The sequence below is a fragment of the Streptomyces sp. NPDC057565 genome, assembly GCF_042801455.1.
Lineage (GTDB): Bacteria > Actinomycetota > Actinomycetes > Streptomycetales > Streptomycetaceae > Streptomyces > Streptomyces yanii.
In genome coordinates, this window is record NZ_JBHVFU010000046.1 from 1 (window position 1) to 24,622 (window position 24,622).

At 71.2% G+C, this 24,622-nt stretch carries 26 protein-coding genes and 1 pseudogene; 9 read left to right on the plus strand and 18 right to left on the minus strand.

Going from position 1 to position 24,622, the window contains the following annotated elements; genetic code table 11:
- From ACFU8W_RS39980 to ACFU8W_RS40005, 6 genes and pseudogenes are all read right to left on the minus strand, one after another.
- Window positions 1-244: pseudogene (locus ACFU8W_RS39980) on the minus strand (hypothetical protein); the annotation flags it as partial.
- Entirely contained in the window at window positions 241-642 is a 402-nt protein-coding gene (locus ACFU8W_RS39985; RefSeq protein ID WP_266983097.1) for a DUF6507 family protein, read from the minus strand. The pseudogene ACFU8W_RS39980 and the gene ACFU8W_RS39985, both read right to left, overlap by 4 nt.
- Window positions 643-685: 43 nt before the next feature.
- Window positions 686-997 (minus strand): pore-forming ESAT-6 family protein, encoded by a 312-nt coding sequence (locus ACFU8W_RS39990; protein ID WP_345512298.1) that lies wholly within the window; start codon window positions 995-997, stop codon window positions 686-688.
- A 24-nt stretch (window positions 998-1,021) separates the two neighbouring features.
- A complete protein-coding gene (locus tag ACFU8W_RS39995) occupies window positions 1,022-1,354 on the minus strand; it encodes a hypothetical protein (RefSeq protein WP_327245084.1) in 333 nt (110 codons plus the stop codon).
- Between the two features lie 155 nt (window positions 1,355-1,509).
- On the minus strand, window positions 1,510-2,910 hold the full coding sequence (locus ACFU8W_RS40000; protein ID WP_384048613.1) for an NAD(P)/FAD-dependent oxidoreductase: 1,401 nt from the start codon (window positions 2,908-2,910) through the stop codon (window positions 1,510-1,512).
- Window positions 2,907-3,626, minus strand: a complete 720-nt coding sequence (locus tag ACFU8W_RS40005) for a rhomboid-like protein (protein WP_384048728.1) — start codon at window positions 3,624-3,626, stop codon at window positions 2,907-2,909. Before ACFU8W_RS40005 ends, ACFU8W_RS40000 begins: the two co-directional genes overlap by 4 nt.
- 33 nt (window positions 3,627-3,659) lie before the next feature.
- Between ACFU8W_RS40005 and ACFU8W_RS40010 the strand changes: the two genes are divergently transcribed.
- The gene (locus tag ACFU8W_RS40010; RefSeq protein ID WP_384048616.1) at window positions 3,660-4,571 is read left to right on the plus strand and encodes an aminoglycoside phosphotransferase family protein; all 912 of its coding nucleotides are present in this window, start codon (window positions 3,660-3,662) and stop codon (window positions 4,569-4,571) included.
- 38 nt (window positions 4,572-4,609) lie between these two features.
- Window positions 4,610-5,083 (plus strand): GNAT family N-acetyltransferase, encoded by a 474-nt coding sequence (locus tag ACFU8W_RS40015; protein WP_345512293.1) that lies wholly within the window; start codon window positions 4,610-4,612, stop codon window positions 5,081-5,083.
- A 7-nt stretch (window positions 5,084-5,090) separates the two neighbouring features.
- Here ACFU8W_RS40015 and ACFU8W_RS40020 read toward each other — a convergent pair whose 3' ends face one another.
- Window positions 5,091-6,092 (minus strand): zinc-binding dehydrogenase, encoded by a 1,002-nt coding sequence (locus ACFU8W_RS40020; RefSeq protein WP_384048619.1) that lies wholly within the window; start codon window positions 6,090-6,092, stop codon window positions 5,091-5,093.
- Between the two features lie 46 nt (window positions 6,093-6,138).
- Window positions 6,139-7,368, minus strand: a complete 1,230-nt coding sequence (locus tag ACFU8W_RS40025) for an NAD(P)-binding protein (protein ID WP_384048622.1) — start codon at window positions 7,366-7,368, stop codon at window positions 6,139-6,141.
- Between the two features lie 113 nt (window positions 7,369-7,481).
- Here ACFU8W_RS40025 and ACFU8W_RS40030 point away from each other — a divergent pair, with 113 nt between their 5' ends.
- On the plus strand, window positions 7,482-8,168 hold the full coding sequence (locus ACFU8W_RS40030) for a pentapeptide repeat-containing protein (protein WP_384048625.1): 687 nt from the start codon (window positions 7,482-7,484) through the stop codon (window positions 8,166-8,168).
- Window positions 8,169-8,190: 22 nt separating this feature from the next.
- Here the strand turns inward: ACFU8W_RS40030 and ACFU8W_RS40035 are convergent, their stop codons facing one another.
- The 3 genes from ACFU8W_RS40035 to ACFU8W_RS40045 all read right to left on the minus strand — a co-directional run bounded on the left by ACFU8W_RS40035 (window position 8,191) and on the right by ACFU8W_RS40045 (window position 10,605).
- Complete coding sequence (locus ACFU8W_RS40035) at window positions 8,191-8,688, minus strand: hypothetical protein (protein WP_037692856.1); 498 nt, start codon at window positions 8,686-8,688, stop codon at window positions 8,191-8,193.
- 115 nt (window positions 8,689-8,803) lie between these two features.
- Window positions 8,804-9,430, minus strand: coding sequence for a response regulator (locus ACFU8W_RS40040; RefSeq protein ID WP_376345531.1), 627 nt, complete (start codon window positions 9,428-9,430; stop codon window positions 8,804-8,806).
- On the minus strand, window positions 9,427-10,605 hold the full coding sequence (locus ACFU8W_RS40045) for a sensor histidine kinase (protein ID WP_384048730.1): 1,179 nt from the start codon (window positions 10,603-10,605) through the stop codon (window positions 9,427-9,429). Before ACFU8W_RS40045 ends, ACFU8W_RS40040 begins: the two co-directional genes overlap by 4 nt.
- A 311-nt stretch (window positions 10,606-10,916) precedes the next feature.
- Here ACFU8W_RS40045 and ACFU8W_RS40050 point away from each other — a divergent pair, with 311 nt between their 5' ends.
- The 3 genes from ACFU8W_RS40050 to ACFU8W_RS40060 are packed head-to-tail and all read left to right on the plus strand — an operon-like array spanning window position 10,917 to window position 13,552.
- Entirely contained in the window at window positions 10,917-11,474 is a 558-nt protein-coding gene (locus ACFU8W_RS40050; protein ID WP_345512287.1) for a heme-binding protein, read from the plus strand.
- A 32-nt stretch (window positions 11,475-11,506) separates the two neighbouring features.
- On the plus strand, window positions 11,507-12,109 hold the full coding sequence (locus ACFU8W_RS40055; protein WP_327245071.1) for an ankyrin repeat domain-containing protein: 603 nt from the start codon (window positions 11,507-11,509) through the stop codon (window positions 12,107-12,109).
- 48 nt (window positions 12,110-12,157) lie between these two features.
- Window positions 12,158-13,552: a M1 family metallopeptidase gene (locus ACFU8W_RS40060; RefSeq protein ID WP_384048631.1), complete on the plus strand. Its 1,395-nt coding sequence runs from the start codon at window positions 12,158-12,160 to the stop codon at window positions 13,550-13,552.
- Window positions 13,553-13,579: 27 nt separating this feature from the next.
- On the opposite strand, the gene ACFU8W_RS40065 is transcribed toward ACFU8W_RS40060, so the two are convergent.
- Window positions 13,580-15,082: a M4 family metallopeptidase gene (locus ACFU8W_RS40065; protein WP_384048733.1), complete on the minus strand. Its 1,503-nt coding sequence runs from the start codon at window positions 15,080-15,082 to the stop codon at window positions 13,580-13,582.
- A gap of 304 nt (window positions 15,083-15,386) precedes the next feature.
- Complete coding sequence (locus ACFU8W_RS40070) at window positions 15,387-15,962, minus strand: TerD family protein (protein WP_345512285.1); 576 nt, start codon at window positions 15,960-15,962, stop codon at window positions 15,387-15,389.
- 181 nt (window positions 15,963-16,143) lie between these two features.
- On the opposite strand from ACFU8W_RS40070, the gene arfB reads away from it, so the two are divergent.
- Window positions 16,144-16,578, plus strand: coding sequence for an alternative ribosome rescue aminoacyl-tRNA hydrolase ArfB (arfB, locus tag ACFU8W_RS40075; protein ID WP_384048634.1), 435 nt, complete (start codon window positions 16,144-16,146; stop codon window positions 16,576-16,578).
- A 124-nt stretch (window positions 16,579-16,702) separates the two neighbouring features.
- On the opposite strand, the gene ACFU8W_RS40080 is transcribed toward arfB, so the two are convergent.
- Window positions 16,703-17,209: a flavin reductase family protein gene (locus tag ACFU8W_RS40080; protein WP_266983069.1), complete on the minus strand. Its 507-nt coding sequence runs from the start codon at window positions 17,207-17,209 to the stop codon at window positions 16,703-16,705.
- A gap of 394 nt (window positions 17,210-17,603) precedes the next feature.
- On the opposite strand from ACFU8W_RS40080, the gene cdgB reads away from it, so the two are divergent.
- Both cdgB and ACFU8W_RS40090 read left to right on the plus strand, forming a co-directional pair.
- Complete coding sequence (gene cdgB / locus ACFU8W_RS40085; RefSeq protein WP_384048637.1) at window positions 17,604-19,271, plus strand: diguanylate cyclase CdgB; 1,668 nt, start codon at window positions 17,604-17,606, stop codon at window positions 19,269-19,271.
- 163 nt (window positions 19,272-19,434) lie between these two features.
- Window positions 19,435-20,415 (plus strand): carbohydrate-binding protein, encoded by a 981-nt coding sequence (locus tag ACFU8W_RS40090; protein ID WP_384048640.1) that lies wholly within the window; start codon window positions 19,435-19,437, stop codon window positions 20,413-20,415.
- A 70-nt stretch (window positions 20,416-20,485) separates the two neighbouring features.
- Here the strand turns inward: ACFU8W_RS40090 and ACFU8W_RS40095 are convergent, their stop codons facing one another.
- The 4 genes from ACFU8W_RS40095 to ACFU8W_RS40110 all read right to left on the minus strand — a co-directional run bounded on the left by ACFU8W_RS40095 (window position 20,486) and on the right by ACFU8W_RS40110 (window position 24,605).
- Window positions 20,486-21,334, minus strand: a complete 849-nt coding sequence (locus tag ACFU8W_RS40095) for a ketose-bisphosphate aldolase (protein ID WP_384048643.1) — start codon at window positions 21,332-21,334, stop codon at window positions 20,486-20,488.
- Window positions 21,335-21,423: 89 nt separating this feature from the next.
- On the minus strand, window positions 21,424-22,350 hold the full coding sequence (locus tag ACFU8W_RS40100; RefSeq protein WP_384048736.1) for a 1-phosphofructokinase family hexose kinase: 927 nt from the start codon (window positions 22,348-22,350) through the stop codon (window positions 21,424-21,426).
- A 168-nt stretch (window positions 22,351-22,518) separates the two neighbouring features.
- Complete coding sequence (gene nagA / locus ACFU8W_RS40105) at window positions 22,519-23,673, minus strand: N-acetylglucosamine-6-phosphate deacetylase (protein ID WP_384048645.1); 1,155 nt, start codon at window positions 23,671-23,673, stop codon at window positions 22,519-22,521.
- Window positions 23,673-24,605 (minus strand): ROK family protein, encoded by a 933-nt coding sequence (locus ACFU8W_RS40110; protein WP_384048648.1) that lies wholly within the window; start codon window positions 24,603-24,605, stop codon window positions 23,673-23,675. Before ACFU8W_RS40110 ends, nagA begins: the two co-directional genes overlap by 1 nt.
- Window positions 24,606-24,622 lie beyond the last annotated feature (17 nt).

Here is a 24,622-nt window from a genome sequence, read left to right on the forward strand (position 1 = left end):
GGGCGGTGGAGACTTTTTCCAGGTCGTCGCCGAAGGTGTCGGCGCGGTCCTGGACGGGTTTGGTGGAGTCGAAGAGTTTCTCGGCCTCGGGGGCTATGTAATAGGCGGACAGGCCCTGGAACTGGGTGTGGACGTCCGAGCCGGTGCTGCGGATGTGCCCGGCGTCCGCCTTCAGTCCCGCGTAGTCCTTCTCCAGCTGGCCCAGATCACCGGTGAACTGCGGGATCGCCTCCGGCTTGATCACTTGGTCTGCACTCCGGGCTTGGTGAGATCCAGATCGGGCACACCGAGCGCCTTGCGCTGGGACTCGGCGGCCATCTCCAGGTCGCCGTTGAGGTAGGCGGTCGTCGCGTCGACCGCACCGGTCAGCGACTTCCCGGCCCGCGCCGCGATGAACTTCAGGTCGCTCGTGGCGTGTTCGGCGTACTGCGACAACGCCAGCGCGACGAGACCACCGGCCGCCTTCTCGCCGTCCTTGCCCCCGCCGTCGCCACCCTCGGCGGTGATCGTGCCCGCACTCGTCGCCGCCGACGTCAGATGCTCGCCGTACGACTTCGCGTACGTCTCGATCTTCCCCGCCGTCTCACCCGTCGTCTTCAGCACGCCCTGAATACCCTGCGGCTTCAGATCCCACCCGGTCATGCGCTACCTCATGCTCCCCGTTACTGCCTGGCGCCCGCCCAGGTCAGCCGATGTTGTCGACCGCGGCCTTCGCGCGCGTGATGGTGTGCTGCGCGGTGCCGTCGTTCTTCTCCAGCGTCGTCTTCAGCAGCTGGATGATGTTCTTGACCTCCTGCGAGGCCCGGTTCCACCGCAGTTCCTTGCCGTGGTACTCGTCCGAGACGCCGTCCGCGGCGAAGTCCGCCATCGCCGCCTTGACCTGCCCGTCCCGCGCCGCGATCACTTCCTCCAGACGCGCGATCACGACCTGGATGTTGCCCTGCGCATCCGCCGACGCACCCGTGTCGTACGCACGACGGTCACTGCCACCAGCCATCACAAACCCCTGCCCCTCGAAAGATCAGCGTCCGCCGAAGCGGGCCGCGTCGAAGTTCGCCGCACCCTGCTGCTGCCGGGCGTTGTCACCCTGCTCCTGGTCACCCGAGCCGAACGCCTGCTCCATGCCCGACTGGCCACCCAGCAGCGCCGACAGCGAACCGTTCAACGCCGCCGTGATCTCGTCCGAACGGTTCTTGAACGAGTCGAACGCCACCCGCCCCGCACCGTTGAACTTCCCCTCCAACGGCGCAGCCGCCTGCACCAACTGACGGATCAACGTGCCCAAGTCATCACTCGAACCACGCGACTTCGACGTCAGAGTCGACAGGACCTGCGCCCCCATGTCGAACTTCATTCGCTTCCCCCCGTCACACCAACTGATCCCATGGAACGCCATCCTTGCGAACCCCGGCCCGGCGGTGCAACCGAGGGGCCCCGCTGTGACCAACGCATGACAGATCTGCGGGGACCCAATGCGTCCGAACAAGGACATCGGCGAACGAATGTATTTCAGTGCCGTCCCGCCAGCCGGTCCGCCGCCTTGGCGATCGGGTCGGTGGTGGCTTCGGCCGAGGTGAGTTCGCGGCGGTCCGCGGTGCGGTAGGCCGCGTACATGCTGTGGACGCCGATCCAGCGGAAGGGTTCCGGTTCCCAGCGGCGGACCTTGTGGTCGACCCAGGGGAGGGTGGTCAGGTCGGTGGGGCCCGACTGCCCGGAGTCCTGTTGGATCAGGTCGCGCAGGGTGCGGGCGGCGAGGTTGGTGGTGGCGACGCCGGAGCCGACGTAGCCGCCGGCCCAGCCGAGTCCGGTGGAGCGGTCGAGGGTGACCGTGGCGCACCAGTCGCGGGGGACGCCGAGGACGCCGGACCAGGCGTGGTCGATGCGGGCGCCCGCGGTGGTGGGGAAGAAGCGGACCAGGATCTCGCGGAGGGCCTCGATGGTGGCGGGCTGGGTGCGCGCTGTGTCGTTGAAGTGGGCGGCACCCGAGCCGAAGCGGTACGGGACGCCCCGGCCGCCGAGTGCGATGCGGTCGTCGGCGGTGCGCTGGGCGTACATGTAGGCGTGGGCCATGTCGCCGAGCGTCTCGCGGCCGTCCCAGCCGATGGTGTCCCAGACCGACTTCGGGAGCGGTTCGGTGGCGATCATCGAGGAGTTCATCGGGAGCCAGGTGCGCTTCAGGCCCTTGAGGTTGGCCGTGAAGCCCTCGGTGCAGCGCAGGATGTACGGGGCACGGACGGTGCCGTACGGGGTGTGGGCGTGCTTGGGTTTGATCTCGGTGACGGGGGTCGACTCGTGGATGGTGACGCCGAGCGCCTCGACGGCGTCGGCGAGCCCCTTGACGAGTTTGACCGGGTGCAGGCGGGCGCCGTGCGGCGTCCAGGAGGAGCCGACGGCTCCGGTGACGCGGATGCGTTCGGCGGTCTCGCGGGCGCCGCGCAGGACCCGGTCGGTCTCGCCGAAGGCGATCTCGACGGAGTGGAAGTCCTTGAGGCGGGCCAGCTGGGCCGGTGTGTAGGCCACTTCGAGGACGCCGCCCTGGTGGATGTCGGCGTCGATGTTCTCTTCGGCGGCGACGCGTACGACCTCGTCGACGGTGTCGTTCATCGCCTTCTGGAGGCGGACGGCGGCGTCGTGGCCGTGGAGTTTCGCGTAGCGGTCGCGGCCCGCGATGCCGTTGTAGAGCCAGCCGCCGTTGCGGCCGGAGGCGCCGTAGCCGCAGAACTTCGCCTCGAGGACGGTGATGTTCAGGAAGGGGACGGCCTTCTTGAGGTAGTACGCAGTCCAGAGTCCGGTGTATCCGCCGCCGACGATGCAGACGTCTGTGGCGGTGTCGCCGGGCAGGGGCTCGCGCGGGACGGGCGTGCCTTGGTCCGCGTACCAGAACGATATTCCGCCGTTGACCGTGCTCATGTTGCCCCTGCTTGTCCGTGTGAAGCCGAGTTCCTGTGGGGCGGGACGTTACTGCGCGGAGGCGGTTCCGTCCTCCCCCGGGTGAGCGGATAGCACGCGAGGCCGATGAGGACGGCGGTGATGTGGCCGAGGTCGGTGAAGGTGCGGTCGGTGAGGAGGGGGATGCCGTAGACGACGAGGACGGCGAAGAGGTACGCGTACCGCCAGGGTTGGGGGGCGTGGTACGTGAGAACGGCGACGACGCCCGCGAGTGCGTAACTGACCCCGACGTCCAGGGTATTGACCGCGGACACGGGTGCCTGTCCGTGGCGGACGGCCCAGGCGAGGACGCCCTCGCTGACGAGGGTGGCCAGGACGTGCGCGAGCGCGGCAACCGCGAACCAGCGCAGTGTGCCGAGCCAGCGTTCGGCGGGGGCGTGGAAGACCGTGAAGAGGAAGGCGTACGGGAACCACTTGCCGCCGTCGATCCAGAAGGCGCTGGAGATGAGGACGCGTACCGGGTCGCGGACCAGCTCGTGGATGTTGGTCGAGTGTTGACGCAGGAAGTCCTCCTCGAAGTCGGGGGACATCTGATGCACCACGACGGTGGTGACGAAGAGGATCGCCAGCCAGATGTACGTGCCGGGCGCGCTGCGGATCCAGAGGAGGACGGCGCGCAGGGTGCGCGTCGGGAGGGGGAGCGGGTTCGTGGGCGGGGCCGGGCTGCTGGGGGGCATAACCGATTGACGCACGGGCCTACGATCGGGTACGTGATTGACATTCCGGACGCGCTGATCGCCACCCGGTCCAAGTACAGCGGCGAGACCGGTCGGGCGTTCCTGGCCGCGCTCCCGGGGCTCGCGGACCGGTTCCTGGGCGAGTGGGGGCTGCGGCCGGACGGGGCCGCGATGCACGGAATGTGCGCGCTGGTGCTGCCGGTGGTCCGCGCGTCGGACAGCCGACGGGCGGCGCTGAAGCTCCAGGCGGCGGACGAGGAGACGGCGGGGGAGCCGGTCGCTCTGCGTGCGTGGGGCGAGGCGGGCGCCGGGGCGGTGGGACTGCTCGGCCACGACGCCGGGACCGGCACGATGCTGCTGGAACGGCTGGACGAGCGGCGGCCGCTGTCGGCGGTGGCGGACGAGCGGACGGCGGTCGAGGTGCTCGCGGGGCTGTTGGCCCGGCTGACATCCGTGCCGGCGCCGGACGGGCTGCGACGGCTGGGGGATGCCGTGGAGCAGATGCTGGACGGGGTGGAGCGGGCGGTGGCGGGGCTGGCGGACGCGGAGGAGCGGCGACTCCTGGTGGACTGTGCGGCGGCCGTACGGGAGGTGGCCGGCGAGCCGGGGGACCGGCTGCTCCACTGGGACCTGCACTACGAGAACGTCCTGGCCGGACGGGCGGAGGAGGGCCGGGCGCACGAGTGGGTCGCGCTGGACCCGAAACCGCTCGCAGGGGACCCCGGCTTCGATCTGATGCCCGCCCTGCACAACCGGTTCGACGCGTCGACGGTGCGGTGGCGGTTCGATCTGATGACGGAGGCCCTCGGTCTCGACCGGGAGCGGGCGCGTGCCTGGACGCTGGGGCGGGCGCTGCAGAACAGCATCTGGGACGTGACGGACGGGGAGAGACGCTTGGGGCCGGAGCAGGCGGAGATCGCCCGGCAGCTGCTGGGCCGGGGGTAGAGGGAAGCCGGTGGGGGGTGGCTGCTTACGCTGCCCCCATGATTCGTACCGCTACTGCTGCCGATGTCCCTGTCATCCATTCCATGGTCCGCGAACTCGCCGATTACGAGAAGGCGCTCCACGAGGCGAACGCCACCGAGGAGCAGCTGCACGAGGCGTTGTTCGGCGAGCGGCCCGCCGCGTATGCGCACATCGCCGAGTCGGACGAGGACGGGGAGATCGTGGGCTTCGCGCTCTGGTTCCTGAACTTCTCGACGTGGCGCGGGGTGCACGGCATTTACCTGGAGGACCTGTACGTACGCCCCGACCGGCGCGGCGGTGGGCACGGCAAGGCGCTGCTGAGGGAGCTGGCGCGGATCTGTGTGGAGCGGGGGTACGAGCGTCTGGAGTGGTCGGTGCTGAACTGGAACGCCCCGTCCATCGCGTTCTACGAGTCGCTGGGCGCGCGGCCGCAGGACGAGTGGACGGTGTACCGGCTGACGGACGGGGCGCTGGCGGAGCTCGGCGGCTGACCTTCCCTCAGGGGACGAGGACGACCTTGCCCATCGTGCCGCGCGTCTCCAGGGCGCGGTGGGCGGCGGCCGCCTCGGCGAGCGGGAAGCGCTGGACGGCGGGACGCAGGCGGCCCGCGGCGGCTTCGGCGAGCGAGCGTTCTTCGAGGACGCGCAGGCCGCCCGCCTTCTGCATCATCGCCGGGCCGAGGACGCCTCGGGAGGTGATACCGCGTTCGGCGAGCTCCTCGTCGGTGAAGGTGAGCGGCGACCCGTCGTGAAGTCCTTCGCCGGACCAGCCGAAGACGATGTGCTGCCCGCCCTTGCCGAGGAGGTCGACGGCGGCGCGCGCGGTGACGCCGCCGACGGAGTCGTAGACGACGGTGGCGCGGCGGCCGAGGCCGTCGAGGTAGGTACGGACCCGGGCCGGCCAGTCGGGAAGGGTGTAGTCGACGGCGAGGTCGGCGCCGTTTTCCTTCACCGCCGCGACCTTGGCGGGTCCGCCGGCGAGGCCGATGACGGTGGCTCCGGCGTGCTTGGCGTACTGGACGAGCAGGGTGCCGATGCCGCCCGCCGCGGCGGGGACGACGGCGACCGAGTCGGGGCCGAGCTCGGTGAACTGCAGGATGCCCAGGGCGGTGCGGCCGGTGCCGATCATGGCGACGGCCTCGGCCTCGTCGAGGCCGGGCGGGATCGGGTGGAGCTTGTCCGCGTCGGTGACGGCGAGTTCGGCGTAGCCGCCGGGGGCCATGCCGAGGTGGACGACGACGCGCCTGCCCAGCCAGTCGGGGTCGGTGCCCTCACCGAGCGCGTCGACCGTTCCGGCGACTTCGCGGCCGGGGACGGTGGGCAGCTCGGCGGGGGCCGGGAACGGCCCTGTCATGCCCTCGCGCAGGGCGGTGTCCAGGAGGTGCACACCGGCCGCGGCGACGGCGATCCGGACCTGGCCGGGGCCGGGCACCGGGTCGTCGGCCGTCTCGTACGTGAGGTTCTCGGCGGGTCCGAAGGTGTGGAGGCGGACGGCATGCATGGCGGGCTCCCCGGGTCGGCTGGCTCTTGGGGATCACCCTCCGACCTCAACCCTGCTCGAGGTCAAGGGCGGGTCGGGACGTCCGGGACCGTGCGCTCGCTCCGACGGCGAGCAGGGCGGCCTCCAGCCCGCTGTTGAACGACACCTCGCTGAGCAGTCCGGGCGCGGCGACCTGGTCTCCCGCGAGGTAGATGCCGTCGCCGCGGTCGATGGCGGGACGGTCCCGCCAGGTGGTGCCGGGCCGGTCGACCGCGCCCGTACGGCCGACGGCAAGGGCCTCGCGCCGCCACTCGGTGCGGTCGCGCCAGCCCGGGTGGCCGAGGTCGAGGAGCTCTTCGGCGCGGGCGATTCCGGTGGCCTTCGACTCGCCGGGGGCGACGGGGAACTGGCCCTGGACGAGCCGTCGGCCCGCCGGGGCGAGGGTGCGCTCCTGGGCGCTGCTGTGCTTTCCCGGTGGACGCCCCGGGACCTCCTGTTCGATCCAGCCGGGGGCGTCCAGGTCACAGACGGCGGACGCGTCGCCGCGCCGGGTGCGCAGGGCCAGGTCGATGAGGGCGGTCCTGCCGCTGTCCCAGGTCAGGGTGGGGTCGTTGAGCAGGCCGCGGGCGGCGTCGAGGGAGGTGGCGACGACGACCGGGCCGGTCCGGGCCAGGGCGTCGAGGGTGCCCGGGCCGATCCGGGTCGCCGTCTCGATCCGGACGCTCATGTTCCAGGCGCGGGCTGCCATCCGGTCGATGATCTGCGCCCAGCCGCCGACCGGGTGGCGCGCCTCGGGCGGCAGTGCGGCGGCGCGGCGCAGCCGTTCCTGGACGAACGCGGCGGAGAGCGAACCGGGGTCGTGGTGGAAGAGCGCGACGGCGGCGTAGTGCGCGGCCGCGCGGGCGGTCTCCTCGTCGGCCCGGCCGGTGGCCCAGGTACGGAAGTCGGTGTCGACGGGGGCGTGTCCGGCGCGGCGGCGGATGAGCCGGAAGAGGCCGGGGGGCGGGGTGCGGCGCAGGGTGCCGCCCAGCCGGAAACGGAGCCGGGTGGCTCGGAGGAGCGGCGCCGTGGCGACCGGGCCGAGGAGATCGCGCTGTGCGAGCCAGGCCCAGTGCGGTCCGTGGCGGTAGAGGGCGTGGGGTCCTTCGTTGGTGCGGTAGGGGCCCTCGGTGGTCCTGGCGCGGCCGCCGAGCGTGTGGTGGGCCTCGTGGACGGTCACCGGGGCGCCGGACTCGGCGGCTGTGATCGCTGCGGTGAACCCGGCGAGTCCGCCGCCGATGATGTGGATGCGCTGCATGCGTCCCTGTCTCCTCGTCGTCGTGAACGATGACAAAGAGGTGACGTCCGGAGAGGGCCTGGGTGTGACATCGGCGCGGGGGCGTTGTCAGTGGCGTGGGTCACGATGGGGCCATGGCACGTAACAGCAGGAGTGGTGGCGGGAAGGATGCCGTGGCGGCGGCGCGACGGCCGGAGGTGCGGTTGCCGCCGCTCGTTCCGTACGACGGGGAGGGGCTGGAGCCGGACGGGGACTACGACGGTGTGCGGTTCGAGGGGACGGACTTCGCGGACGAGTCGGGTCCGGGCGCCCGGTTCATGGACTGTGCGCTGGAGGGATGCGCGCTCGACCGTACGGAGCTGATCAGGGCCCGCTTCATCGACTCGGTCCTGACGGGGGTGCGGGGGGTGGGCACCGATCTCGCGGGGGCGTCGCTGCGCGATGTGGAGGTGGTGGACGCGCGGCTGGGCGGGGTGCAGCTGCACGGTGCGGTGCTGGAGCGGGTCCATGTGCGCGGCGGGAAGATCGATTATCTGAACCTGCGCACGGCACGGCTGAAGGACGTGGTCTTCGAGGGCTGTGTGCTGTCGGAGCCGGACTTCGGGGACGCGCAACTGGTGCGGGTGGAGTTCCGGGACTGTGTGCTGAAGCGGGCCGACTTCAGTTCCGCACAGATGGAGTCGGTGGACCTGCGGGCGGCCGCCGAGCTGGACATCGCGCGTGGGGTGGAGCGGCTGGCAGGGGCGGTGATCAGCCCGGTGCAGCTGATGGAACTGGCCCCGGCGTTCGCGGCGCAGATCGGGGTGCGGGTGGAGGCGTAGGAGAGGTGTCCGGATCCGCTCGTCAGACCCGGGGGAAGCGGGCCTGGAGGTCCCAGATCACAGGGTTGTCGGCGAGCCCCTCATGCATGTCGGCGAGGTCCGCGATCAGGTCGTGCAGGAAGTCGCGGGCCTCGCGGCGCAGCAGGGAGTGGCTGAAGGTGAGCGGGGGCTCGTCGCCGGGCATCCAGTCGGCTTCGACATCGACCCAGCCGAAGCGGCGCTCGAAGAGCATCCGGTCGGACGACTCGGTGAAGTCCAGCTCGGCGAACTGCCGCCGGTGCGAGCGGCTGCCGCGGGGGTCCTGGTCGATCTGCTCGACGATGTCGCAGAGCGCCCAGGCGAAGTCGAGCACGGGCACCCATCCCCAGGCTGTGGATACCTCGCGGTCCGCCTTGGTGTCCGCGAGGTAGACGTCCCCGGAGAACAGGTCGTGCCGCAGGGCGTGGACGTCCGCGCGGCGGTAGTCGGTCTGCGGGGGATCGGGGAAGCGTCGGGAGAGGGAGTAGCCGATGTCGAGCACAGTTCGATGGTGTCATGCCCGGGGGTGCGTCAACGCCGGATCGGTGGGTTGCCCCGCTGCCCGGGGGACCGCGGGCGCGTGGCGCTGCGGCGGTCCTCGCCGCAGGCGGCCCGGCTCACGGCAGCAGCCGCTGCTCCTTCGCCACGGCCACGGCGCCCGCGCGGGTGTCGACGCCGAGTTTGTCGTAGATGCGGCCCAGGTGCGTCTTGACCGTGGCCTCGCTGATGAACAGGGCCCGGGCGATGTCCCGGTTGCCCAGGCCCTGGGACAGCTGGCCCAGGATGTCGCGTTCGCGGTCGGTGAGCGTGGGCAGTGGACGGCGCATGCGGGCCATGACACGGCTGGCGACCGGTGGGGAGAGCGTGGTGCGGCCCTGGGCCGCCGAGCGGATCGCGGCGAATAGTTCCTCCGGGCGTTCCGCCTTCAGCAGATAGCCGGTGGCGCCCGCCTCGATGGCGCGGGTGATGTCGGCGTCCGTGTCGTACGTCGTGAGGACGAGGACGTGGACGCCCGTGGCCGCGATGCGACGGGTGGCCTCGACGCCGTCGATTCCTTCGCCCAGTTGGAGGTCCATCAGGACGACGTCGGGGGTGAGCCTGGCGGCCAGGGCGACGGCCTCCTCGCCGCTGCCCGCCTCGCCGGCGACCTCGATGTCCGGTTCGCTGCCGAGGAGGGCGAGCAGTCCGGCGCGTACGACGGCGTGGTCGTCGCAGAGCAGGATCCGTACGGCGGGTGAGGTCATGAGGGTTCCTCCGACGAGGGCGACGGGGCGGGGGCGGGCAGGGGGACCGCGGCGGAGACGACGGTTCCCTCGCCCGGTGCCGATTCGATCGTGAGCGTGCCGCCGAGCTGGTGCAGCCGGGCGCGTATCGCGGGCAGCCCGTGGCCGCGCACGCCCGCTGCCGGACGCAGAGCGGCCGGTGCGGGCGGGGTGAAGCCGCGGCCGTTGTCGGCGATGTCCAGGACGGTCCGGTCGTCCAGGTGGGTCAGTGTCAGCGCGGCCTCCGTGGCGTCCGCGTGCTCCCTCACATTGGCCAGCGCGCCCTGGGCGATGCGCAGCAGTGCGGACTGCACCCGGTCGGGCAGCGCCGCGTGCGGCGTCCCCTCCACATGGCAGCGGACCGTGAGCAGCCCCTGGGCCTGCGCCGTTTCGCGGGCGGCCAGTGCGTGCAGCGCCGCCTCCAGGCCGCCGCCCTCCGCGAGATCCGCCGGTGCCAGGTCGTGGACGAAGCGGCGGGCTTCGGCGAGGTTGCGTTCGGCGATGCCCGTGGCCGTACGGACGTGGCGGCGGGCGGTCGCCTGGTCCGCGTCCCAGGTGCGGTCCGCGGCCTGGAGCAGCATCTGCTGGCTGGACAGGCCCTGCGCGAGGGTGTCGTGGATCTCCATGGAGAGCCGCTGGCGTTCGGCGAGGGTGCCTTCGCGGCGTTCGGTGGCGGCGAGTTCGCGGCGGGTACGCAGTAGATCGTCGATCAGTTCGCGCTGGTGCACGGCCTGGCGCTGCATATGGACGAAGACCGCGGTCGCGATGGCCGCCACGGCGGGGGGCGCGAGCACCAGGTTCGGGTCGAAGCCGTGGGCCAGCCGCAGCTGCGCGGCCACGACGAACACGGTGAGCAGTGCGACGAGGGCGAGCGCGGCGCGCGGCGGGAGCAGCCGCAGCCCGGTGTAGAAGAGCGGCACCGCGCACCAGGCGAAGCTCGGCGCGAGGACGACGAGCACCATCCACACGGCCACGAGCACGGCGAGCCAGGCGAGCCGACGCGGGGTGGGGCGTGAGCCGAGCACCGGGCCCAGCAGATACAGCGCGGCGAGCGTGACGGACAGCGCGATGATCCACGGGGTGCGGTCCTCGCCCGGGTGGCGGAGCAGGAAGCGGGCCAGGGAGGCGCCGAGCAGCAGGAAGAACGCGGCGTGCATGAGCAGCGCGAGCCACCGGACATCCGGGTCGGCGGCTTCGGTCGGGTGCTCCACCTCGTACCTCGTACTCCCTGCCTACTGCCGAAAAGCTGATGCTGACCTGCGCAGATACATCCATGGTGACCCGGTGGGGCCACCCCCGCATCAACCGATCGGCCGATGGGGCCGTCAGCCGTCCTGACCGCGGTGTCGAGCCGGTACGTCGACGTTACGGGACCGGATCCGGCCGGAGGATCGAACACAGAGCCGGACACCGCCCGACCGGAACACCGCCGGGCGGAAACACCGTCGAATCGTCGAGGAGCCCCACCATGAAGAAGATGTCGCTGCGCACCCGTGTCCTCACCGGTGCTGTCGCCGCCGCCGCGCTCGGTGCCGGAACCTTCGGTGCCGTGTCCGCGAGCGCCTCCGCCCCCGCCGCTGCTCCTGCCGCCGCCGTCACGGCCGACACGGCGAACCGGAACCTCCAGCAGACCACCCATCTGACCGTCGCCGCCGCCACCGAGGCCGCGCGCGCCGCCCTCGACGCCGCCGAGAAGGAGAACCAGCGTGTCTCGGTCGCCGTCGTCGACCGGAACGGCAACACCATCGTGACGCTGCGCGGCGACGGCTCCGGCCCGCAGGCGTACGAGTCCGCCGAGAAGAAGGCGTACACCGCCGTCTCCTGGAACGCCCCCACCTCCGTGCTCGCCGGTCGTCTGGCCCAGGCTCCGAACCTGAAGGACATCCCTGGCACCCTGTTCCTCGCGGGCGGCGCCCCGGTGCAGGTCAAGGGTGCACCGGTGGCCGGCATCGGCGTGGCCGGTGCCCCCAGCGGCGACCTCGACGAGAAGTTCGCCCAGGCGGGCGTCGCCGCACTCGCGAAGTAGGACAGCCCTCAACAGCCCGGGAGAGACCACGGATGAACGCCCTCGATCACGACCTGCTCCGAGCCGCGCGCACCGGTGACGCCGATGCCGCACGCACCGCGATCGAGGGCGGCGCCCGCGTCGACGCCCGCGACGAGGAGCGGCGTACCCCGCTGCTCCTCGCCGTCCACGGCGATCACGTCGAGCTCGCACGGCTGCTCGTCGAGGCGGGTGCGGACCCCGATGCGCAGGACCGGCGCGAGGACAGTCCCTGGCTGGCGACCGGTGTCACCGGCAGCGTCGCGATGCTGCACACCCTGCTGCCGGCCGGACCCGACCTGAAGCTCCGCAACCGGTTCGGCGGCATCGCGCTGATCCCGGCGAGCGAGCGCGGCCATGTCGGTTACGTACGGGAGCTGCTCCGCGTCACGGACATCGACGTCGACCACGTCAACCGGCTCGGCTGGACCGCCCTGCTGGAGGCCGTGATCCTGGGCGACGGCGGCCGGGCGCACCAGGAGATCGTCGAACTGCTGCTGGCTGCGGGCGCGACCCCCGGTCTGCCGGACGGCGACGGGGTGACGGCGCTGGAACACGCGGAGCGGCGCGGGTTCGCGGAGATCGCGGCGCTGCTGCGGAACCGGGACCCGAGGTGAGCATCCGCTGATCCGCCAAACCGACATTCCGCACATAGGATCATCGGTGTGCGCCCCACCGCTCTGATCCTGGCCCTCGTCACGACCACCGTCGTCTCCCTCACCGCCGGCTGCTCCGGCGGTGTGGAGGGCACCCCCGGCGCCGCCGGTCTGCGCGACCCGTACTTCCCGAAGGCCGGTAACGGCGGGTACGACGTCACCCATTACGACCTCACCTTCGACGTCGATCCGGCCACCCAGCACCTGCGCGGCACTGCCGTGATCACCGCGCGCGCCACCCAGGACCTCAGCGCCTTCAATCTCGACCTGGCCGGGCTGACCGTCGATTCCGCGCAGGTCGAGGGCCGCCGGGCCGCCGTCAACCGGGCGGCCCACGAACTGACGCTGCGCCCCGATGCCGAGGTGGAGAGCCACCTCCACAAGGGCAGGACGTTCCGCACGGTCGTCCGCTACTCCGGCTCTCCGCTGACCCTCACCGACCCGGACAACTCGAAGGAGGGCTGGCTGAGGACGGCGGACGGATCGGTGGCGCTCGGTGAGCCGGCCGGGGCGATGGCCTGGTTCCCCGGCAACAACCACCCGAGCGACAAGGCGTCCTACGACCTCACGGTCACCGTTCCCAAGGGCCTGACCGCCGTGTCCAACGGCGAGCTGACGTCCCGCAGGACCTCCGGGGGCACCACCACGTACCACTGGCACACCGCCGCGCCCATGGCGACCTATCTCGCGACGCTCGCCATCGGACGCTTCGACACGAAGGCGTCGACTACCCCTGACGGCATCAAGGTGTTCACGGCCGTGGACCCGAAGTCGGCGGCGGCCGGCGCCCGGACCCTGGCCCGGATCCCCGAGGTCGTGCGGTGGGAGGCCGAGCGCTTCGGGCCGTATCCGTTCTCCTCGACCGGCGCGATCGTCGACCGCCCGAACGACGCCGGGTATGCGCTGGAGACCCAGAACCGTCCGTTCTTCCCCGGCCCGCCGGACGTCGGGCTCCTCGTCCACGAGATGTCCCACCAGTGGTTCGGGGACTCCGTCACGCCCGAGAGCTGGCGGGACATGTGGCTCAACGAGGGTTTCGCGACGTACGCGGAGTGGCTGTGGCAGGCGGACAAGGAGGGCGTCCCCGTCCAGGACAGCTTCGACCGCGCCTTCGCGAGCGATGCCAACTGGGCGTTCCCGCCGGCCGATCCGCCGACGGCCGCGGACATCTCTCAGCCGCCGGTGTACGGGCACGGGGCGATGGTGATCCACAAAATCCGGCAGGCGATGGGCGACGACAAGCGGTTCTTCGCCCTTGTCAGGGGCTGGACGAAGGCGCACCGGCACGGCAACGTGTCGACGGCCGACTTCACCGCCTATGTGGAGAAGACGACCGGCCTGGATCTGACGAACCTGTGGAACACCTGGCTGTACGGCAGGAGCCGGCCCGCCGCGAAGGACTGACCGGCTCCTGGAACCGCAGAGGCAGAGCTACTTCACGTTGATTCCGGACCAGGCGGCGGCGACGGCCGCGTACTCCGCGCCCCCCGCTCCGTACAGATCGGTCGCGGCCTTCAGGGTCGCGGTCCGTGCCCCGGCGTAGTCGGTGGTCGACGTCATGTAGGTGGACAGGGCCCGGTACCAGATCTGAATGGCCTTGTCGCGCCCGATCCCCGTGACCGTGGAGTTGTTGGAGGTCGGCGAGTTGTAGGAGACCCCATTGATGGTCTTCGCGCCGCTGCCCTCGGACAGCAGGTAGAAGAAGTGGTTGGCGGGCCCGGACGAGTAGTGGACGTCGAGCCGGCCGACGGTCTTCGACCAGGAGTCGGCGGAAGCGCCGTCCTTGCTCGGCTTGTCCATGTAGCGCAGCGGGGTGCCGTTGCCCCTGATGTCGATCTTCTCGCCGATGAGGTAGTCGCCGACGTCGCTGCTGTTGGCCGCGTAGAACTCGACCGAGGAGCCGAAGATGTCGCTCGTCGCCTCGTTGAGACCACCGGACTCGCGGCTGTAGTTGAGCCTCGCGGTGGCCGCGGTCAGACCGTGGCTCATCTCGTGTCCGGCGACGTCCAGCGAGGTGAGCGGCTTGAGGTTGCCCGAGCCGTCGCCGTACGTCATGCAGAAGCAGCTGTCCGACCAGAACGCGTTGACGTACGCGTTGCCGTAGTGGACCCGGGAGTAAGCGGCCTTGCCGTCGCCCGCGATGCCGTTGCGTGCCAGGACGTTCTTGTAGAAGTCCCAGGTCACGGCGGCGCCGTAGTGGGCGTCGACGGCGGCGGTCTGACGGTTGGTCGCGAGACCGTTGCCCCAGATGTCGTCGGCGTCGGTGAAGAGGGTCCCGGTGCCGGAGGTGCCGCCGTTCAGGTCGTACGTGTTGTGGCCGCCGCGACCGCCGTCGGTCAGGTTGTAGCCGGAACCGGAGGCCGTGGTGCCCAGGTTCACCGTGCCGCTGTACTGGCTGGTGCCGGACCCGGTGTCGATGGCCTCGTACGCGTAGAGCTCCTTGCCGCTCGCGGCGTCGGTGATGACGTGGCGTTCGCTGGGAGTCCCGTCGTCCTGGACGCCCTTGACCACGTTCTCGTACGCGAGCGTCGGCTTGCCGGTGGCGGCCCAGATCACCTTCCGTGCACCGGCCTCGGCGGTGAGTGCGGCGGTCGTCGACGGGACGGCGATGTCGGCGGCGGTGGCCTTGGAAACCCCCTTGAGCGAACCGTCCTTGCGGGTGTGGGTGACGAGGTCGCCGCCGAGGACGGGCAGTCCGTCGTAGGTGCGCTCGTACCGGGTGTGAACCGTGCCGTCGGCGTCCTTGATCACATCGCGGACGACGAGCTTTTCCTTGCCGCCGAGCTTGATCTTCGCGGCGGTCGAGGCGGCCCCGGCCTGGGCCTCCTTGAGGGCCGAGACCCGCTGGGACGCGCTGAGCGGCAGGGCGGTGGCCCCGGACTCGCGGTCCTGGGCCGCACCGGCCGGACCTGCTTGTACGCCGACGACGACCATGGCGGCGGTTGCGGCAAGAGCGGCGGCACGCAGAGTGGTTCTCACTCGTTCTCCTTCACTCGGTCCATGAGCTCTGTGAGGGGGGCGCGGTGAGAATGCCACCGACGCGCCCCTGTTGGCAGGGGCGCGTCAATGATTTGACCGGATCTTGTCCGTTGGTGAGGCAGCGTCATCCGATATGCGTCATACGGCCGTCGGTGCCGTGGCGGGTGGCCGACGGCACACAGACGAACGGGAGCCCTTGGCCGAAAACAATCGGCCGGGGGCTCCCGCTGTTCGGGCCTTCAGGCCCTGGGGCTCTGCGTCAGATGTTGACGCCGAAGTCCTGCGCGATGCCGCGCAGACCCGAGGCGTATCCCTGGCCCACCGCGCGGAACTTCCACTCCGCGCCGTTGCGGTACAGCTCGCCGAAGACCATCGCGGTCTCGGTGGCGGCGTCCTCACTCAGGTCGTAGCGGGCGATCTCGGCGCCGCCGGCCTGGTTGAGGATGCGGATGAACGCGTTGCGCACCTGGCCGAAGTTCTGGCTGCGCGTCTCGGCGTCGTAGATGGAGACCGGGAAGACGATCTTGTCGACATCGGCAGTGAGGCCCGCCAGGTTGACGTTGATCTGCTCGTCGTCGCCCTCGCCCTGGCCCGTGACGTTGTCGCCGGTGTGGACGATGGACTGGTCCGGCGTCGACTTGTTGTTGAAGAAGACGAAGTGGCCGTCGGAGACGACCTTCCCCGCCGCGTTCACCGCGATCGCCGAGGCGTCGAGGTCGAAGTCGGTGCCGGTGGTGGTGCGGACGTCCCAGCCGAGGCCGACCGTGACGGCGGTCAGGCCCGGGGCCTCCTTGGTGAGCGAGACGTTGCCGCCCTTGGACAGGCTTACTGCCATGGGAAGTCCCTTTCATCGTCGTGTGCGGGCTTCATGCGTTCACGAAGCTACCGTCACCCGTCCTAACGCAGGCGGAGGACCGAGAGGTTCCTGGTCTCTTTGCTTTCTTTACCGAATTCCCAGCCGGTCGACGGCCGGGCGCGGCAAAAAGAGGTGACGAACGGGTCCCGGGCCAGGGAACATGGGTGTCATGTCCGGGCCCTATGTCATCCGCGGTTCGGTCTCCCTGCCGGAGGCCGAACTCATGTGGCGTTTCTCGCGGTCCTCCGGGCCCGGCGGTCAGCACGTCAACACCAGCGACACCCAGGTGGAGCTGCGCTTCGACCTCGCGGCGACCGAGTCGCTTCCCGAGGTGTGGAAGGAGCGGGCGCTCCAGCGACTGGAGAGCCGGCTGGTGGGCGGTGTGGTCACCGTACGGGCGTCGGAGCACCGCTCCCAGTGGCGCAACCGCGAGACCGCACTCGTCCGCCTCGCCGCCCTGCTGGCCGAAGCCACCGCTCCGCCCCCCAAGCCGCGCCGCAGGACCAGGATCCCGCGCGGGATCAACGAGCGGCGGCTGCGCGAGAAGAAGCAGCGCGGTGACACGAAGCGCGGCCGCTCCGGCCGCGACTGGTAGGCGGTGGCTCCGGCCGCTCCGGCCGCTCCGGCCGCTCCGGCCGCTCCGGCCGCTCCGGCCGTGGCGGGTGGGCCGCACCCGTGATCCGCTCCGGCCCCGACCGGCGGGTGCCGGTGAATCCGGGTCAGCTCAGCTGCCGGTAGCGCCCCCGGAAGTACGTCAGCGGCCCGCCGTCCGCGCTCGGCAGCGCCGCGCTCACCACCCGCCCGATCACCAGGGTGTGGTCACCCGCGAGTACCCGCTGCTCCGTGCGGCACTCCAGGGTGGCGAGGGCGCCGCCGACCAGGGGGGCGCCGGACACCTCTCCCCGTACATAGGGGATGTCGTCGAACAGCAGCCGATCGCTGATCCGGCCCTTCATCGAGAACCGTCCCGCGATGTGCCGCTGGCTCTCCGCGAGCACGGAGACCGCCCACAGCGGCTGCTCGTCCAGCAGGTCGTCCATCCGGGAGCCGTTGCGCAGGCTCACCAGGACCAGGGGTGGGTCCAGTGACACGGACATGAAGGCGGTTGCCGTCATTCCCACGTCCTCGCCGCGGCCGTTCTCGTCGAGCGGCGGCTCCTGGGCGGTGATCAGGACCACGCCTGCGGCCAGCCGGGCGAGGGCGCCGCGGAACTCCTCGTTGCTCACCCCTTCAGCATGGGGGATGGGCTCGGATCGCGGGGTGGGGGGTTTCGTCTGCAACACACGGGCACGCTAGCCGTTGCCCGCGCGCGGTCGCATCGGGCCAGGGGACCAGCCGGGTCCTAGGACTCCGGCCGCATGAGGGTGCACCGCCACGGCACAATGCAACGGGGCGCGCCGCTGTGCAACCTACGGATTTGCGTTCAAGAAAAGGACGGACTGCTTCCGTAGACCACTCGGTACCCTTCACCATCTGTTGTGACTTGAGTCACAGAGCGCAATATTTGTTGACCCTGTGTACCGGGTGCACAGCTCACTGTGATTCAGTGGCCGTGACACTGAGAACAAGTACGTCGATATGAAACCTGGAGTGCTGTCGAGGTCTCGGGGAGTGCGAGCAATGGAGGCCGAGTCGGAGCCGTACGTTCGTCTAGCGACGATGCGGCAACTGCATCAGGCCGTCGCCGATCTCAACACGGCGCGGAGCCTGGCCGACACACTGCAGACCGTGGCCGACGGAATCGTCGCCGGTCTCGGGTACGAGCTGGCCTGCGTCAACCTCGTCCGCTCCGACGGCGACCTCGTCGTCGCCGCGTTCGCGGGCAACACCGCCGCCGAAGCCCTGATCACCGGCCGCGTCGGCTCGCGCGCCTCCTGGGAGCGCAGGCTCTCCATGGGTGAGTGCTGGGACGAGCTCTGTTTCATACCGCACACCGACGGCTGGATCCTCCACGACGACGACGTACCGCAGTGGCACACCGAAGGTCCCGAGCCCCGCTTCGAGGACGAGTGGCATCCGGAGGACCGGCTCTACGCCCCGATGTACGCGTCCGGCGGCGGCCGGGACCTCCTCGGCGTCATATCCGTCGACCGCCCGCGCAACGGCCGCCGCCCCGGCGCCTGGGGGCGCGAGGCCCTCCAGATGTACGCGTCCCAGTCGGCCATTGCGATCAGCAACGCCCGGCTCCGAGCAAACATGCAGCGTGCCCTGGTCCGGCTCGAACGGGAGCAGCAGGCGCTGCGGGCCAGCGAGGAATCCTTCCGCCAGGCCTTCGAGTACGCACCCAGCGGCATGGCCATCGCCGAAGTGGGCGGCGACCAGCACGGCCGGCTGCTGCGCACCAACGACGCCCTGTGCCGGCTCCTCGGCCGCCCCGCCTCCGTCCTGCGCCGCTACTCCTTCGCCGACCTCGTGCACCCCGAGGACATCGGCACCCTGCTGCGCACGTCCGCCGAGGGCGGCCGCGCCGAGCTGCGGCTCGGGCGCCGGGACGGCACCTACCTCTGGGTCTCGCTGCGCAACTCCGTCGTCGCGGACAGCACCGACGGACCCCGCTTCCTCCTCACCCATGTGGAGGACATCGAGGAGCGCAAGCGCCACGAGCTGCACCTCGCGCACCGTGCCTCGCACGACGCGCTCACCGGCCTGCCCAACAGCGCGGAGCTGCGCGCCCGGCTCGGCGCCCGGCTCTGCGAGCGCCCGCACTCGACGACGGCGGCCACCGCCGTGGAGGCGCTGGACGCGGCGTACGGCGGCGTCGAGGACGGGGACGCCGCCCGGACGCACGGCTTCCGGGCCGACGGCTTCGAGGCGGACGCGGTGGCGGGCGGCGGGCCGTACGACCACCATGTGCACGCGGTGGCGCCCGACAGCGAGCAGGACGACGGGACGAAGGGGCTCGCGGTCCTCTTCTGCGACCTCGACGGCTTCAAGTCCATCAACGACCGCTTCGGGCACCACACCGGCGACGCCGTCCTGATCGAGGTCGCCCGGCGGCTCACCACGTGTGTGCGTGACGGCGACACCGTCGCCCGGCTCGGGGGTGACGAATTCGTCGTCCTCGCGGACGGGCTCGGCGCCGCGGACGCCGCGGACCTGGCCGTACGGTTGCGTAACGCCATCATTCCCCCCATTCGGGTGGATGGCCGTGCCGTGCGCGTCGGGGCGAGCTTCGGGATCGGCTGGGCCGCCTGCGGCATGACCGCCGAAGAGGTGCTGCGCTCCGCCGACCAGCGGATGTATGTGGAGAAGCGGTCCCGGTCGAAGGTTCACCGCAGGGCCGGCTGACGTTCACGGACGGCCCGTTCCCGTGCCCCGCCCAGGTTTCGCCACGGCACCCCGAAGGCCGACGGCAATTCTTGGTGTGCTCCGTTCGAGGTAGGCTCGGCCGGTCGGCGACGGCTGGCGATATTCGGCGACGGCTGGCGACATGGTGAGGAGTGACCCAGGGATGACGGCCGGGAACAACGGCGCAAACACACCCGAGGACGACGATCCGTTCGGCTACCTGTACGAGGATGGACAGGCGTCCGGCGCCCAGTCGCCACGGCAGGGCGGCTACGGCTATCCGGGTCCCGCTTCTCAGCCCGGCGTGCCCAGAACCTCGTACAACCAGGTGCGGACGGTCGGCGAGCGCCAGTACGGGCAGCCGGTGCCGCAGCAGCAGCCGTACGCCGGACAGCAGCAGGCACAGTACGGCCAGCCGAACGCCCAGTACGCCGCCCCCGAGACGTACCCCGGCGGCGGGCCCACCACGCAGGTCCCGGCGCAGGGCGGCCATGGCCGCAGCGGCGGTCCCGGCAGCGGTGGTCCGAACACCAAGGGTCTGCTGATCGGTGCGATCGCGGTCGTCGCGGTCGTGCTCGTCGGCATCGGCGTCGCGATGATCACGAACGACGGCAAGGACAGCAACAAGAAGGACGAGGCTGCCACCTCGGCCGGTCCCGCCGGTCAGGTCGAGGAGTCCCCGAAGCCGAAGCAGTCCGAGGCGTCCTCCGAGCCCCCGGCGGAGCTGCCGAAGCAGGACGCCGCGACGCTGAAGCTCGGCGGCACGGCCACGCTCGACAACTCGGTCAAGGGCGCGAAGAGCGCGAACGGCCAGTACATCAATCTGAACGAGGTCGGCAGGTCCGCGACCTGGGCGGTCGACGTGCCGGCGGCCGGTGAGTACACGCTGTTCGTGACGTACGGCGTGCCCGGCAAGGACGCCAGGACGTCGCTGACGGTGAACGCCGAGGCCCCCCGCTCGATCAACATGACGAACTTCGCGAAGGCCCCGGAGGGCGACCTGGAGAAGGGCTGGACGACGACGTACGCCTACGTCAACCTCAGCAAGGGATCGAACACGCTGATGATCTCGTGCAACGAGGGCGATCAGTGCGACGCCAACCTGGACCAGCTGTCACTGAAGGCCGGCCACCAGACACGCTGAACCCCGAACGCGGTCCGGCCCCACCACCCGACAGGGGCGGTGGGGCCGGTTTTCGTATGTGCCGGGAGGGTCAGCCCATCAGGCTCAGGAACCCCGCCACCGTCGTGGCCATCGCCTCGCGGCCCGGGACGATGTACTTGCGCGGGTCGACGCCCGTCGGGTTGTCGGCCAGGTACGCGCGCACCGCGCCGGTGAACGCCGTGTTCAGCGCCGTACCCACGTTGATCTTGCGCATGCCGGAGGCGACCGCCTGGCGGATCTCCTGGTCCGGGACGCCGCTGGAGCCGTGCAGCACCAGCGGGACCGGGACCGCGTCGCGCAGCCGGCCGATGAGGGCGTGGTCGAGGGCGGCGGTGCGTTCCGTCATCGCGTGCGAGGAGCCGACCGCGACGGCCAGCGCGTCGACGCCGGTCGCCGCGACGTAGGCGGCGGCCTCGGCCGGGTCGGTCCGGACGCCGGGGGCGTGGGCGTCGAGCGGGGCCTCGCCCTCCTTGCCGCCGACCTTGCCGAGCTCCGCCTCGATCCAGATCCCGCGCTCGTGGCCCCAGGCGACCGCGTCGGCCGTGGCCCGCACGTTCTCCTCGTAGGTCAGCTTCGAGGCGTCGAACATCACCGAGCCGAAGCCCTCGTCGTGCGCCTGGTGCAGCAGCTCCACGGACTCGACGTGGTCGAGGTGGAGCGCGAGCGGTGCGTGGGAGGCGCGGGCGACGGCGGCGGCCGCGGCGGCGATGGCCGAGAGCCGGCCGCCGTGGAACTTCACGGCGTTCTCGGAGATCTGCAGGATGGCGGGCGCCCCGGCGCGTTCCGCGCCCGCGGCGATGGCCTCCGCGTGCTCCAGCGTGATGACGTTGAAGGCGGCGACTGAGCGTCCGTCGGCCTGGGCGGCCGAGACGAGTTCACCGGTGCTGACGAGCGGCATGCTGCCCCCTGGGACTTCGTGCGGTGCGGGATGGTGCTGGGTGGTCCGGGACGGTGCCGGGCGCGCGACGCGGGCTGGTTCCGCGCCGTTCAGACCGTCGGTGCTTGTTCCTCGATGCCGACGCGCGGCAACAGCTCCTCGTACGCCGCCCGGTCGAACTCCCCGGCTGCCGGTGCCAGCACCGTCGCCGTCGACAGTGCCACCGCCCTGCGCAGCCGGTCCGGCCAGCTCAGCCCCTCGACGAGACCGGACAGCAGCCCGGCCACCGCGGAGTCGCCCGCTCCGGTGGGGTTGCCCGCGACCCGGTCCGGCGGCGCCGCCCGCCAGGCGCCCTCGGGTGTGACGGCGAGCATGCCGTCCGCGCCGAGCGAGGCGATCACGCCGTGCGCGCCCCGGCGGCGGGCGTCACGGGTGGCGCGCAGCGGGTCGCGGGAGCCGGTGAGCTGGGCGAGCTCGTCGGCGTTCGGCTTGATCAGGTCGGGGCGGGCGGCTATGCCCCGGCGCAGCGGTTCGCCGCTGGTGTCGAGGAGAACGGGGACCTCGGCGGCGCGGGCGATGCGGACCAGTTCGGCGTAGGCGCCGACGTGGATGCCGGGCGGCAGGCTGCCGCAGAGTGCGACCGCGTCCGCGTCGGCGAGGAGCTTCTCGTACGTGGCGAGGAAGTCGGCCCACTCGTCGGCGCTGACGAGCGGGCCGGGTTCGTTGAGCTGGGTGGTGTCGCCGGTGGACGCATCGACGACGGCGATGGTGCGGCGGGTGTTCCCGGCGACGGGGACGAGTGCGTCGCGCGGCGGGAGGTCCGTCAGGAGCTCGCGGAGCACGGCTCCGGTTGCGCCTCCGGCGAAGCCGGTGACCACGGTCTCGTGGCCGAGCGCGGAGAGCACCCGGGCGACGTTGAGCCCTTTGCCGCCGGGGCGTTCGGAGATGTCACCGACGCGGTGGCTGGTGTGCGGGACCAGCGCCGGTACGCCGTACGTCAGGTCGAGTGCCGTGTTCAGCGTGACCGTGAGGATCACCTCGGTCACCCCTTCGATCCGTGCCGGAGCGCGGATCCCTTGCCAGAACGCGCTTTCCCTGCTGTTTACGGAAGCGATCATGCCAAAGAGCAAGCGGTCGGCCCAGACCTCCGGGCCAACCGCTGTCTCTTCGTTACGTATTCGGCCCACTGTCAAGAATGGCTGAAATCACCCGAGTTCGGGCTCAATAACCCATTCGCCCTTGCGCATGACGCCCTTGAGCGCGAAGTCCGCGTCCAGGACGACCAGGTCCGCATCCTTGCCCGGGTCGAGCGAGCCGACCCTGTCGTACACGCCGAGCAGCCGTGCCGGGTTGGCGGAGATGGACTGCACGACGTCCTCGATCGGGATCCGGTCGATCGTGACGGCCCGGCGGAAAGCGGTGTCCAGGGTGAGCGTGGAACCCGCGATCGAGTTGCCCTCGACGAGCCGGGCGACGCCGTCCTTGACCTCGACGGCGAGCGGGCCCAGCTGGTACTGGCCGTCGCCGAACCCGGCCGCGTCCATCGCGTCCGTGATCAGCGCGACGCGGGCGGCGCCCGCGTGGTGGTACGCCAGCTCCAGGGCGGCCGGGTGCAGATGTGTGCCGTCGTTGATCAGCTCGACGGTGATCCGCTCGTCCTCCAGGAGGGCGGCGATCGGACCGGGCTCGCGGTGGGCGAGCGGCGGCATCGCGTTGAACAGGTGGGTGGCGACGGTGGCGCCCGCGTCGATCGCCTCGACGGTCTGCTCGTACGTCGCGTCGGTGTGCCCGATCGCGGCGATCACGCCGTGCTCGGCGAGCAGCCGCACCGACTCGATGCCGCCCGGCAGTTCGGTGGCGAGCGTGAACATCTTCGCGGTGCCGCGCGCCGCGTCCATCAGCTTGCGGACCTCGGCCGGGTCCGGGTGGCGCAGCAGCTTCTCGCTGTGCGCGCCCTTGCGGCACGGCGAGATGAACGGGCCCTCGAAATGGATCCCGGCCAGGTCGCCCTGCTCGACCAGCTCGGAGAGGATGCCGGCCCGCTCGGCGAGGAAGTCCATCTCGCCGGTGACGGTGGAGGCGACCAGGGTGGTGGTGCCGTGCTCGCGGTGGGTGCGGATGCCGGTGAGGACCTCGTCCACGGTGCCGGAGGTGAAGGACGCACCGCCGCCGCCGTGGTTGTGCATGTCGACGAAGCCGGGGACGACCCAGTGGCCGGTCAGATCGATGGTCCGAGCACCCTCCGCCGGACTCCCGGCGATCCGAGTTCCCTCGACGATCACCCGGCTGTTCTCGACGGTGCCGGTGGGAAGAACCACCCGGGCCCCGGCGAGAACCGTGCTGTCTGCGGGTCCGGCCATCAGGCGGATACCTCCGTGGAGAGAAGATCCCAGGCGAGCAGCCCTGCACCCAGGCATCCGGCGGTGTCCCCGAGGGCCGCGGGGACGATGTCGGGCAGCTTCTGGAACGTGACACGTTCCTCGACGGCCGCACGGAGTGGTACGAACAAGGTTTCCGCTGCCTCGGCGAGACCGCCACCGATGATGAGCGTGTGGGGGTCCAGCAGGGTCAGCGCGGTGACGAGCCCGGCGGCGAGCGCGTCGACCGCGTCCTGCCATACCCGTACGGCCGCGGGATCGCCCGATTCGACGGCCTTCGCGCAGTCCGCGGCGTCGGCCTCCGGGTCCCCCGACGCGGCGGCCCAGGCGCGGCTGACGGCGGAGGCGGACGCGAGGGTCTCCAGGCAGCCGCGCTGTCCGCACCCGCAGTCCGGTCCGTCCGGCCGGACCACGATGTGCCCGATCTCGCCCGCGTACCCGTGTGCGCCCGCCTCGATGGTGCCCGCGATACCGATGGCTCCGGCGATGCCGGTGCCGAGCGGGACGAACAGGAAGCGGTCGGCGCCCCTGCCCGCGCCGATCCTGCCCTCGGCGAGGCCGCCGGTCCTGACGTCGTGGCCGAGCGCGACGGGTACGCCGCCGAGCCGTTCGCCGAGCAGGGTGCGCAGGGGGACGTCGCGCCAGCCCAGGTTCGAGGCGTAGACCGCGATCCCGTTCGCCGGGTCGACGATGCCGGGCACGGCGACACCGGCCGCGACGGCGCTCTCGCCGAAGTGTTCCTCCCCGTGGGCGCGCAGTTCCGCGGCAAAGGCGAGGATCGACTCCACGACGGCGTCGGGTCCGCGCTCCCTGCCGGTTGCGCGCCGGGCCTCGTGCAGCAGAGTGCCGTCGGCCCCGACCAGTGCGGCCTTCATTCCGGTGCCGCCCACATCGAGGGCGATGACGTGTTTCACGGGAGACAGTTTCGCCC

Excerpts from the sequence above, each read along its gene's own strand:
- ACFU8W_RS40090 (WP_384048640.1), top strand. The coding sequence starts at position 19,435 with ATGACGGCCGGGAACAACGGCGCAAACACACCCGAGGACGACGATCCG.
- nagA (WP_384048645.1), bottom strand. The coding sequence starts at position 23,673 with ATGGCCGGACCCGCAGACAGCACGGTTCTCGCCGGGGCCCGGGTGGTT.
- ACFU8W_RS40020 (WP_384048619.1), bottom strand. The coding sequence starts at position 6,092 with ATGCATGCCGTCCGCCTCCACACCTTCGGACCCGCCGAGAACCTCACG.
- ACFU8W_RS40025 (WP_384048622.1), bottom strand. The coding sequence starts at position 7,368 with ATGCAGCGCATCCACATCATCGGCGGCGGACTCGCCGGGTTCACCGCA.
- ACFU8W_RS40065 (WP_384048733.1), bottom strand. The coding sequence starts at position 15,082 with ATGGTCGTCGTCGGCGTACAAGCAGGTCCGGCCGGTGCGGCCCAGGAC.
- cdgB (WP_384048637.1), top strand. The coding sequence starts at position 17,604 with ATGGAGGCCGAGTCGGAGCCGTACGTTCGTCTAGCGACGATGCGGCAA.
- arfB (WP_384048634.1), top strand. The coding sequence starts at position 16,144 with ATGGGTGTCATGTCCGGGCCCTATGTCATCCGCGGTTCGGTCTCCCTG.
- ACFU8W_RS40070 (WP_345512285.1), bottom strand. The coding sequence starts at position 15,962 with ATGGCAGTAAGCCTGTCCAAGGGCGGCAACGTCTCGCTCACCAAGGAG.
- ACFU8W_RS39995 (WP_327245084.1), bottom strand. The coding sequence starts at position 1,354 with ATGAAGTTCGACATGGGGGCGCAGGTCCTGTCGACTCTGACGTCGAAG.
- ACFU8W_RS39990 (WP_345512298.1), bottom strand. The coding sequence starts at position 997 with ATGGCTGGTGGCAGTGACCGTCGTGCGTACGACACGGGTGCGTCGGCG.
- ACFU8W_RS40045 (WP_384048730.1), bottom strand. The coding sequence starts at position 10,605 with ATGCACGCCGCGTTCTTCCTGCTGCTCGGCGCCTCCCTGGCCCGCTTC.
- ACFU8W_RS40050 (WP_345512287.1), top strand. The coding sequence starts at position 10,917 with ATGAAGAAGATGTCGCTGCGCACCCGTGTCCTCACCGGTGCTGTCGCC.
- ACFU8W_RS40015 (WP_345512293.1), top strand. The coding sequence starts at position 4,610 with ATGATTCGTACCGCTACTGCTGCCGATGTCCCTGTCATCCATTCCATG.
- ACFU8W_RS40040 (WP_376345531.1), bottom strand. The coding sequence starts at position 9,430 with ATGACCTCACCCGCCGTACGGATCCTGCTCTGCGACGACCACGCCGTC.
- ACFU8W_RS40005 (WP_384048728.1), bottom strand. The coding sequence starts at position 3,626 with ATGCCCCCCAGCAGCCCGGCCCCGCCCACGAACCCGCTCCCCCTCCCG.
- ACFU8W_RS40095 (WP_384048643.1), bottom strand. The coding sequence starts at position 21,334 with ATGCCGCTCGTCAGCACCGGTGAACTCGTCTCGGCCGCCCAGGCCGAC.
- ACFU8W_RS40000 (WP_384048613.1), bottom strand. The coding sequence starts at position 2,910 with ATGAGCACGGTCAACGGCGGAATATCGTTCTGGTACGCGGACCAAGGC.
- ACFU8W_RS39985 (WP_266983097.1), bottom strand. The coding sequence starts at position 642 with ATGACCGGGTGGGATCTGAAGCCGCAGGGTATTCAGGGCGTGCTGAAG.
- ACFU8W_RS40055 (WP_327245071.1), top strand. The coding sequence starts at position 11,507 with ATGAACGCCCTCGATCACGACCTGCTCCGAGCCGCGCGCACCGGTGAC.
- ACFU8W_RS40030 (WP_384048625.1), top strand. The coding sequence starts at position 7,482 with ATGGCACGTAACAGCAGGAGTGGTGGCGGGAAGGATGCCGTGGCGGCG.